The organism is Candidatus Polarisedimenticolaceae bacterium (genome assembly GCA_036376135.1).
Lineage (GTDB): Bacteria > Acidobacteriota > Polarisedimenticolia > Polarisedimenticolales > DASRJG01 > DASVAW01.
Map to the genome: position 1 here is coordinate 57629 of DASVAW010000119.1, position 8743 is coordinate 66371.

Here is an 8743-nt window from a genome sequence, read left to right on the forward strand (position 1 = left end):
TCAGCGCCCCACGGCGCGGGCGAGGCGGGCCGACGCGACGCGCCACGCCGCCAGCGCCTCGGCGCGATCGAGACGCGCGCGCTGCAGCGCGACTTCGGCGTCGAGGCGCTCGGCGTTGGTCGCCACTCCCTCGAGGTAACGGTCCCGCACGATCCGCTCGGCCTCGGCCGCAGCCGCTTCCGCGCGCGTGGCGACCTCCGCGCCCCGGCGGGCGGCGTCGACGCCCAACCGCCGGGCGGTGACGTCGAGGCGGACGCGGCGGTCGAAGTCGTCGAGCTGATGGGCCACGCTTTCCGCCTCCGAGCGGTACCGCGTCGCCGCGGCTTTCGATCGCCCGCCGTCGTAGGCCTGGAAGCTCGCGCGCAGGGACACGTCCCAGGAGTCTTCCCATCCGTCCTGCACCGGGACGATCCGGCGGTTCGGGTCGTTGTAGTCGTACCCCGCGGCCGCCGTGAGTTGCGGCAGGCGCGAGGCGCGCTCGACGTCGGCCTGCTTCTCGAGGGCGCGCCGGCGGGCGTCGAGGGACTTCCGCTCCGGACGGGCCGCGAGCGCCGCCTCGACGAGGGTCTCGAGCGGCTCCGGTTGAGCCGCGGCGCCGTCGAGCGGCTCGGTGGGCTCGATCGGCGTGCCGGGAGGAAGGTCCGCCAGCCGCGCGAGGTTCGCCTCCGCGACGGCGGCGGCGTTTTCCGCCTGGACGCGCGCGAGCTCGGACTGGTCGCGCTCGGCCTGCACGGTCAGCGGCTCGCTGCGCGGCGCCAGGCCCAGCGATTCGCGGTGGCGCGCGTCGGCGAGGTGCTGCTCGTACGCGGCGAGCGAGAGCGTGAGGACGCGCACCCTCTCCCGGGCGGTGACGAGCTCCCAAAACGCCTCGGTCGTCTCGTAGACGAGGTCGAGGGTCCCGGTCGCGACCTCCCCCGTCGCGGCGTCGCGACGGTGCTCCGCGGCCTCCCGCTGGCCGGTGAGCCGGCCGCCGGTGTACAGCGGCACCGAGGTCTGCGCGCGCAGCACGACGTTGTCCGGGATGTTCGGGAAGATCACCTCGAGGCTTCCGTCGGGTTGCGGCACCGCGTACTCGGGGACGTTCGACTGCCGGGTGTACCCCGCCTGCAGGTCGACTCCGGGCCGGCGCGCGGCGCGGGTCTCGTCCACCGAGGCGGACGCCGCGGCCTCGAGGGCGCGAAGCCGCGCGAGCTCCGGAGCGGCCGCCTTCGCGCGCTCGAGCGCCTCCGGGAGCGACAACGCCATCGCGAGCGTCACGGCGAGCATCAGCCGACCTCCTTCCGCCCCGCGCTCACGCGGGCGACGAACACGTCCTCGAGCGAGGGGACGACGACGCGCGCCGAGTCGACCTCGACCTGCGCGGCCCGCAGGAGCGATTCCAGGCGCGCCAGCTCGCCGGCCGAGCCCTCCGGCGACACGCCGGGAAGGGTCGCGTGCACGCGCTCGCCGAACAGCAGGACCCCCGCGACGCCCGGCGCCTGCTGGAGGATCTCCTTCGCGCGGCGGACTGGATGCGCGACGAACTCGAGCATCGTTCCCGGTTCGCCGCGACGCAGGCTCTCGGGGGAGTCGAGCGCCAGGAACCGTCCGCGGTCCATCAAGGCGACCCGAGAGCACCGCTCGGCCTCGTCGAGGTAGGGAGTCGTCACCAGGATCGTCATCCCCTCCCGCCGGAGCTTCGCGAGGATCCTCCAGAAGTCGCGGCGCGAGACCGGGTCCACCCCGGTCGTCGGCTCGTCGAGGACGAGCAGGCGCGGCGTGTGGATGAGGGTGCAGGCGAGCGCGAGCTTCTGCTTCATCCCTCCGGACAGGCGGTCCGCGAGGCGCTCGCGAAACGGAGTCATGCGCAGCAGGTCGAGAAGCTCGTCCCGGCGGGCCTTCCACCCTCCCACGCCGTGCACGCGCGCGAAGAAGGCGATGTTCTCGTCGACCGAGAGGTCCCCGTAGAGGGAGAACCGCTGGGCGAGGTAACCGACCTTGCTGGACAGCTGCCGCCGCTCGCGCACCGGCTCGTGCCCGCAGGTCCGCACGGTCCCGCCGTCGATCGCGTGCAGCCCCAGGATCGCGCGCAGTGTCGAGGACTTCCCGGCGCCGTCGGGGCCGATGAGCCCGAACATCTCCCCGGGCTCGACCTCGAACGAAGCGCCGTCCACCGCGACCAGGGCCTCGAAGCGCTTCACGAGCCCCTCGACGACGATTTCGGCCGGGGCCCTCATCGGCTCCCCGCCGCCAGGCGGGCCTCCGCGGGCATTCCCGGCTTGAACAACCCGTCGGCGTTCTCGAGGGCGATCTTGACCTTGTAGACGAGCTTCTCCCGCTCCTTGCGGGTCTGCACGTTCTTCGGCGTGAACTCCGCCGTCGACGCGACGTAGGTGATCTTCCCCTCGCGCTTCGCGCCGTCGTCCGTCACGACCGAGGCGGGGTCGCCGAGCTTCACGCGCGGGAGGTCCTCGCCGCCGACGTAGACGGTGAGCCACGGCTCGCGGAGGTTCGTCAGGACGGCGATCGCCCCCCCGACCTGCAGCCACTCCCCCGGCTCGGTGAGCTTTTCGGTCACCATCGCGTCGAGGGGGCTCAGGACCGTGGCGTCGGAGATCTGGCGCTCCAGGAACGCGATCCGCGCATCGACGCCGTCGAGTTTGGCCTTCGCGGACTGGATCTCCTCGGGACGGAATCCGGACTCCGCGCGCTTGAGCGACTGCACCGCCGCGGCGAGCCGCGCCGCGAGCTGGTCCCGGCGTCCGCGTGCGTCGTCGAGGGATTTCGCCGTTCCCGAGCCGCGATCGAACAATCCCTGCATCCGGTCGAAGTCCTTCTGCGCGGCATCGAGATCCGCCGCGAGCGCGTCGCGCTGCGCGCGCAGCTCCGCCTTGTCCTCCTCGCGGTACCCCGCGCGGCGCAGGCGGTAGTCGGCCTCGGCCTGCGACCGCTCGGCGCGAAGCTGGTCGAGCTGGAGCCTCTGGTCCGAGGTTTCGATGCGGGCGAGCTCGGCGCCTTGCTTCACCACGTCGCCTTCGTCGAACGCGAGGGACTCGACGCGCCCCGCGATCTTCGTCGCGAGACGGACCTCGGTCGCCTCGACGTGCCCCGAGGCGAGGATCGGGCCGTCGGCGCTCCCGTCGTCGCAACCGGCGAGCGCGAGCGGGAACAGGGCCAGGAGGAGGGTTCTACGCATGGGACGACTCCTCGGCGGCGAGGCCGCGCAGGATGAGGGTCTCGAGATGGCGGACGTACGCATCGGGGTCGGGAGGAGGGCCGGCGTACGGCAGGCGCCCCTCCTGGAGGATGCGGTCGCGGAACGGAGCGACCAGGAAGAAGAAGATCATCGCGCCGAGGATCGACTGGTGGGTCAGCAGCGGGTCGACCGGGCGGAACTTGCCGTTGCGGACGCCGTCCGTGAGGATCTCGAAGAGCGTCCCCCAGACCACGCCGAACTTCGGGAGCAGGGTGTCGTCGAGGTGGCGGCCGTTGGAGAGGACCTCCCGAATCACCATCCTCGAGAGCGTGGGGCGATTGGTGTGCAGTTGACCGAAGATGCGGATGAACCGCCGGAGCTTCTCGTCGGCCGGAAGGACCTCCCCGCGCAGGGCGAGCACCGACTTGGCCACCGGCTCGAGGTCCCGGCGCAGCACTTCCTGGTACAGCCCGTCCTTCCCGTGGAAGTGGTAGCTGACCATGGCCTTGTTCACCCCGGCGGCGGCGCAGATGTCGTCGAGGCTCACGCCGTCGTACCCGTGCGCGGCGAAGAGGACCGCCGCGGCGTCGAGCAGGGCGTTTTGCGTCGCCTCGGGGTTTCGCTCCCCTTTGGTCCGTCCGGCGGGTTCGTTCACGGGCTCTCCTATCAACCAAACGGTTGGTTGATAACAATAACAGCGCTGTCAAGAGGGGGCTCGGAGAATGCCGACCGGCTTTTCGGTCCCTATATTCGCGACGTCATGTCCAGCCGCCCCGACCCCGCATACCAGGCCACGGCGGGGCTCGGCCCTCCCCTGCTGCCCCTGGTCGAGGGGCAGGCCGGGGTCGGTGCCGGCCCGACGCTGTTCTGCGTGAACCCCGCGACCGGGGAAGCGTTCGGCCACGTCGCCTGCGCGAACAGCGAGGAGATCGACCGCGCGGTGGAGTCGGCGGCCTTCGCCGCGAAGTTATGGCGCTCGGCCCCCTTCGAGGAACACGCGCGCGCCCTCAACCGGCTCGCGGAGCGCGTGCGCCTCGAAGCGGAGGAGATCGCGGGGCTCATCGCCCTCGAGCAGGGGAAGCCCTTCGTCGAGGCGCTGAACCTCGAGATCCTCCCCGCCCTCGATCACCTGCGGTTCCTCGCGAAACACGCGCGCGACCTGTTGCACGGCGAGCCGATCGACCCGCGCCACCCGCTGTACGCGCACAAGGACGCCTTCTACCTCTACGACCCCGTCGGCGTCGTCGCGCTCGTCACCTCCTCGCCCCTTCCCTTCGCGCAACCTCTCGTCCAGGCGGCGACCGCGCTCGTCCTGGGAAACGCCGTCGTGCTCAAGCCGAGCGAGCACACGCCGATGTGCGGCCTTCGCGTCGGACAGCTGTGCGTGGACTCGGGATTCCCCGCGGGGCTCGTCAACGTCGTGCCGGCATCCCGCGAGGACACGCTGCACCTGGTCTCCCACGAGCGCATCGACAAGGTCTTCGTCTCGGGCTCCCTCGAGGCGGGGCAGAACGTCATGGTCACCGCCGGCTGCGCCCCGCGCCCGGTGGTGCTCGCCCTGGGCGGCAAACACCCGGCGATCGTCGCCGCCGACGCCGACCTCGATCGCGCCGCGCGCGGGATCGTGTGGGGCGCCTTCGCCAACGCCGGCCAGAACTGCGGCGCCGTCGAGCGCTGCTACGTCGAGGAGGCCGTGGCCGCGCGCTTCATCGCGCGCGTCCTCGAGCTCGTCGACGCGCTTCGCATCGGCGACCCGCTCTCGAAGGAGGTCGAGATCGGGCCGATGGTGTCGGAGGATCGCCGGCAACACGTGCATGCCCACGTCGAGGACGCGGTGCGCCGCGGCGCGCGCCTGCTGCGCGGCGGGACCATGCCCGACGGGCCGGGGTTCTTCTACCCGCCGACGGTCGTGCTCGACCCTCCCGAGGACGCCCTGATCCTCAACGAGGAGACCTGCGGCCCCGCGCTCGCCGTCGTCGTCGTCCCGAACATCGAGCGCGCCCTGATGCTCGCGAACGAGAGCGAATACGCGATGACCGCGAGCGGATGGACGTCGTCGCCGGAGAACGGCGAGCGGATCGCGGCCGGCCTCGAGGCGGGTGTCGTCACGATCAACGACGTGTTGTACGCGTGGGGCGAGCCCGCGGCGTCGTGGTCGGGGTTCAAGCGCAGCGGCCTCGGTCAGGTCCACGGTCGCGCGGGGTTGCAGGAGATGGTCCGCCGCCGGTTCGTGTCGTTCGACGCGGAGCCGGGTCTCTCGCCGCTGTTCGCATTCCCCTACGACGAGCCCGCCGACCACATGGCGCGCACCGCTCTCGCCGCGATGCACGCGCCGACCAAGCGCAAGCGCTTCTTCGGGGTGCTGCGCCTGGTGCGCAACGCTCGCTTCCGCGAGCGGGTGAACTGGAAGTCGTTCCTGCTGGGGCGCAAGCGGCAGAAGTAGGGGTCGGGCGTAACCGGTTAACCAGTCTTGGGAGCGCCCTCACACCGCGAAGCCGAACCCCATCAGACTCCAGAGCACGAAGCTGAGCGTGCCGAGGTCTCGTTTCTCGCGCAGGGAGACGCAACTCACCGATGCGGCCGTGCTCGGCACCTTGCCGACCGTCAGATCCGTGAGCCCTCGGATCGCCGCCAGAACCTCCTCGCTGTCGGTGTCGGGACCCGGTGCGACCCAAACCGTGGTCGCCAGATCTTCGCGGACCAGGAATCCGGTCGCGCCATCGAAGGACTCGGGGACCGGCCCCATCCCCTTGCGCGGGGCTTGGGGGGTCTTCGGAACCCGTCGCAGTCCCCACGCGATGACCGAGGCCTCCGATGATGGGCCGCAGGAACCGCCCTGCGGTGGGATTCGTCGGTGCGCCAACCAGGCGACCAGTTTCTCGCCCGTCGCCATCGCTTCTGGAGACGTTGCAGCAATGAGCACTCCCGGTACGGGGTTCTTGAGATGAAGCGGCCGGGGTTCGTCGTCGGCATCGGTGGTCGCCTGCAAGGTCGAGCCGGCCGGGTTCTTTCCCCCGCCGCCTGCTGCCGCGCTCGGCCCGGCCGGTAGGGCGCAGTCCTCCGCTCTCGCACACTTGACGATCGTCCCTCCGTCGAACCGCATCAGCCCAAGGCCGGCCGGGGCACGAAAACTCCCGCCGAACATCGCGCTCCACTCGATCGACCGACCTTGCAGCTCCGGGGAAGCTCGAACGTCCGTGCACCTGTAGAGGAGCATCGACGCGACAAAACGCATCTCTGCGATGTTCCCTTTCCTGTTGGCGGGACTGGCGGACGGCGCCACGTACGGCCCGTTCAAGACGACGATCGATTCGATCTCCGGGACTGAAGGCTCCGTGGAAAGGGGCTCGGTATCTCGAGCGCTCGTGGACATGGAGAGACCGACCGAAGCGAGAATCGCCATCGACCCGATTCTCGCAACAGCCAGGCTACGTGGGCTGATCGGTGCAGGGCCAGTCGAAACTCGGCACGACGATTCGCACGCGCTTCGACCGCTCGGTGGCGCCTTCCTCATCCTGACCTCTCGCGCATCGGTAGCTGGCTCCGACCTACCAGCGTGGCAAGAAGGATCCCCGTCAGGACCATCGACGCATCTCCCAGAGCTTCGCTGACACCGACGGCCAAGCGAGCGTCGGCGAACGCCGTGGAGAGGAACTCCATCGTCGTGGCCACGACCAGCAAGGGCAAAGCGCCGCGCCGGCCTATCCAAGCCAGCACACTAGAAACGGCCAACCCGACGAGCGCGACAAGGCCCGCGAGTGGGGCCAGACGCCCGGTCGGTAGAATCGATTCCGACACGGCCGTTGAGGGCCCAGGCACGGAAGTAGTGATGCGGGCAACGGCACCAGCGCCGGCACCGAGGATGATCACCCCCCACAGTGCCACGATCAGCAGCCGTGTTCGCATCGTCTCGGTCATCGAAGCCTCCCAACCGCCGCGCCGGCGATCCGAAGTCGGGAACCGACGCTCACGTCACCGGGCTCAGGTCTCCGCTCACCAATAAGCTCGAAGCTAGCTCACTCATCCACCCGATCGAACACCGGCAGCAGCGCCTTGAACACTTCGAGTACCGCCCGCCCGAACTCGGGCGACGCCACGAGATCCATCGACGCGGGGAGCTCCCAGCGGCGTCCCAGCTCCCACCACACCCCGCGCAGCGCGGTCTCGTGGAAGCTCCGCTGCCAATCCGACTGCGATTCGAAGACGAGTCGCGAGCCGTCCGGCCACGGGGCCGAGGCGTAGACCCTGAAGTACAGGTCCCCCGCGGCAGCCACCTCGGCGAGGCGGGCGCCGAGCCCCCCATGCCGCGCGCGAAACTCGAAGCGCCCAAAACCGGTCTGCGCGGCGTCCCATGCGAGTCGCGCGGCGACGTGGTCCGCGTGGACCCCCACGTTGAGCTGGGGGGCGGACTGGTACCCCTGCGCGAGGTGGGAAAGGGCGAGCCACGTGCAGAACGGCTGATAGGTCTTCGGCCAGTTGAGCTGCGGGAGGTGCGCGTGGAGGGGGGGCTCCCCCGGTGCCGCGAGGCCCTCGACCAGGTCCTCCCCCAGCGCCTCGAGGGCGGGGTGGAACCCGTCGAGGATCGCCCGCCGGCGCCGCTCCTTCTCCTGGATCGAGAAGACCTCGAACGCGGCGGCGGGAAGCCCGCGGAATCTCCGGTCCGGCTCGAACAACGAACCTGAGCTCACGCCCCAAGTGTATTGCGGGAGAGGGCCCGCGGTGGCAACCTAGGCGGCCCTCCGCCGTATTGGACGCGGGGGACCCCTACCGGGTCAATTTTTGGAGAAACCATGAACGTGCGGATGACCGCGCGGACCTCGGGTCTCGCCGCGGCCCTCCTCGTGCTCGTCGCCTTCCCGGCGGCGGCGCAGGATGTGGCCTCGTTCGAGAAGAACCTCACGGTCCACAAACTCGACAACGGATTGACGTTCCTGATCTACGAGCGCCCCGCCGCGCCCGTCGTCTCGTTCTTCACCCACGTGGACGCGGGCGGCGCGCAGGAGGTCCCGGGGATCACCGGCCTCGCGCACATGTTCGAGCACATGGCATTCAAGGGCACGTCGCGGATCGGCACGACCGACGCCGTCGCCGAGAAGGCGGCCCTCGCCAAGGTCGACGAGGCGTACTTCGCCTACGACCGGGAGCGCCGGAAGCTCGGCGGCCCCGACGCCGAGAAGCTCAAGGGCCTCGAGAAGGCCTGGAAGGACGCTCAGGAAGAGGCCGGGAAGTTCATCAAGGTGAACGAGTTCGGCGAGATCATCGACCGCGAGGGCGGCACCGGGCTCAACGCCTTCACCAACTCCGACGAGACCGGATACTTCTTCTCGCTTCCGGCCAACAAGGTCGAGTTGTGGTGCTACCTCGAGTCCGAGCGGTTCCTCGACCCCGTCTTCCGCGAGTTCTACAAGGAGCGGGACGTGGTGATGGAGGAGCGGCGGCTGCGCACGGAGAGCAACCCGATCGGCCGCATGATCGAGCAGTTCGGAATGGTGGCGTTTTCGTCCCACCCGTACAAGCAGCCGGTCGTCGGGTACATGAGCGACCTGATGTCGTTCTCGGTGCAGGACG

Annotated in this window: 9 protein-coding genes; 2 read left to right on the forward strand and 7 right to left on the reverse strand. The window is 70.2% G+C overall.

Annotation, left to right across the window (positions count from 1 at the left end; genetic code table 11):
- Genes VF139_12190 through VF139_12205 form a run of 4 tightly spaced genes read right to left on the reverse strand, consistent with a single transcriptional unit; the run spans position 1 to position 3830 of the window.
- Complete coding sequence (locus tag VF139_12190; protein ID HEX6852151.1) at positions 1-1266, reverse strand: TolC family protein; 1266 nt, start codon at positions 1264-1266, stop codon at positions 1-3.
- Positions 1266-2216 carry an ABC transporter ATP-binding protein gene (locus tag VF139_12195; protein HEX6852152.1) on the reverse strand — a complete coding sequence of 317 codons (951 nt, stop codon included), beginning with the start codon at positions 2214-2216 and terminating at the stop codon, positions 1266-1268. The genes VF139_12190 and VF139_12195 overlap by 1 nt, the downstream gene beginning before the upstream one ends.
- A complete protein-coding gene (locus VF139_12200) occupies positions 2213-3175 on the reverse strand; it encodes an HlyD family efflux transporter periplasmic adaptor subunit (GenBank protein ID HEX6852153.1) in 963 nt (320 codons plus the stop codon). Before VF139_12200 ends, VF139_12195 begins: the two co-directional genes overlap by 4 nt.
- Positions 3168-3830 (reverse strand): TetR/AcrR family transcriptional regulator, encoded by a 663-nt coding sequence (locus VF139_12205; protein HEX6852154.1) that lies wholly within the window; start codon positions 3828-3830, stop codon positions 3168-3170. Before VF139_12205 ends, VF139_12200 begins: the two co-directional genes overlap by 8 nt.
- A gap of 105 nt (positions 3831-3935) precedes the next feature.
- Between VF139_12205 and VF139_12210 the strand changes: the two genes are divergently transcribed.
- Positions 3936-5618 carry an aldehyde dehydrogenase family protein gene (locus VF139_12210; protein HEX6852155.1) on the forward strand — a complete coding sequence of 561 codons (1683 nt, stop codon included), beginning with the start codon at positions 3936-3938 and terminating at the stop codon, positions 5616-5618.
- A 39-nt stretch (positions 5619-5657) separates the two neighbouring features.
- On the opposite strand, the gene VF139_12215 is transcribed toward VF139_12210, so the two are convergent.
- From VF139_12215 to VF139_12225, 3 genes are all read right to left on the reverse strand, one after another.
- Positions 5658-6578, reverse strand: a complete 921-nt coding sequence (locus VF139_12215) for a hypothetical protein (protein HEX6852156.1) — start codon at positions 6576-6578, stop codon at positions 5658-5660.
- A gap of 107 nt (positions 6579-6685) precedes the next feature.
- Positions 6686-7093 (reverse strand): hypothetical protein, encoded by a 408-nt coding sequence (locus VF139_12220; GenBank protein HEX6852157.1) that lies wholly within the window; start codon positions 7091-7093, stop codon positions 6686-6688.
- A 98-nt stretch (positions 7094-7191) separates the two neighbouring features.
- Complete coding sequence (locus VF139_12225) at positions 7192-7863, reverse strand: DUF1054 family protein (protein ID HEX6852158.1); 672 nt, start codon at positions 7861-7863, stop codon at positions 7192-7194.
- 102 nt (positions 7864-7965) lie between these two features.
- On the opposite strand from VF139_12225, the gene VF139_12230 reads away from it, so the two are divergent.
- The coding region (locus VF139_12230) for an insulinase family protein (protein ID HEX6852159.1) at positions 7966-8743 on the forward strand (778 nt) is incomplete at its 3' end.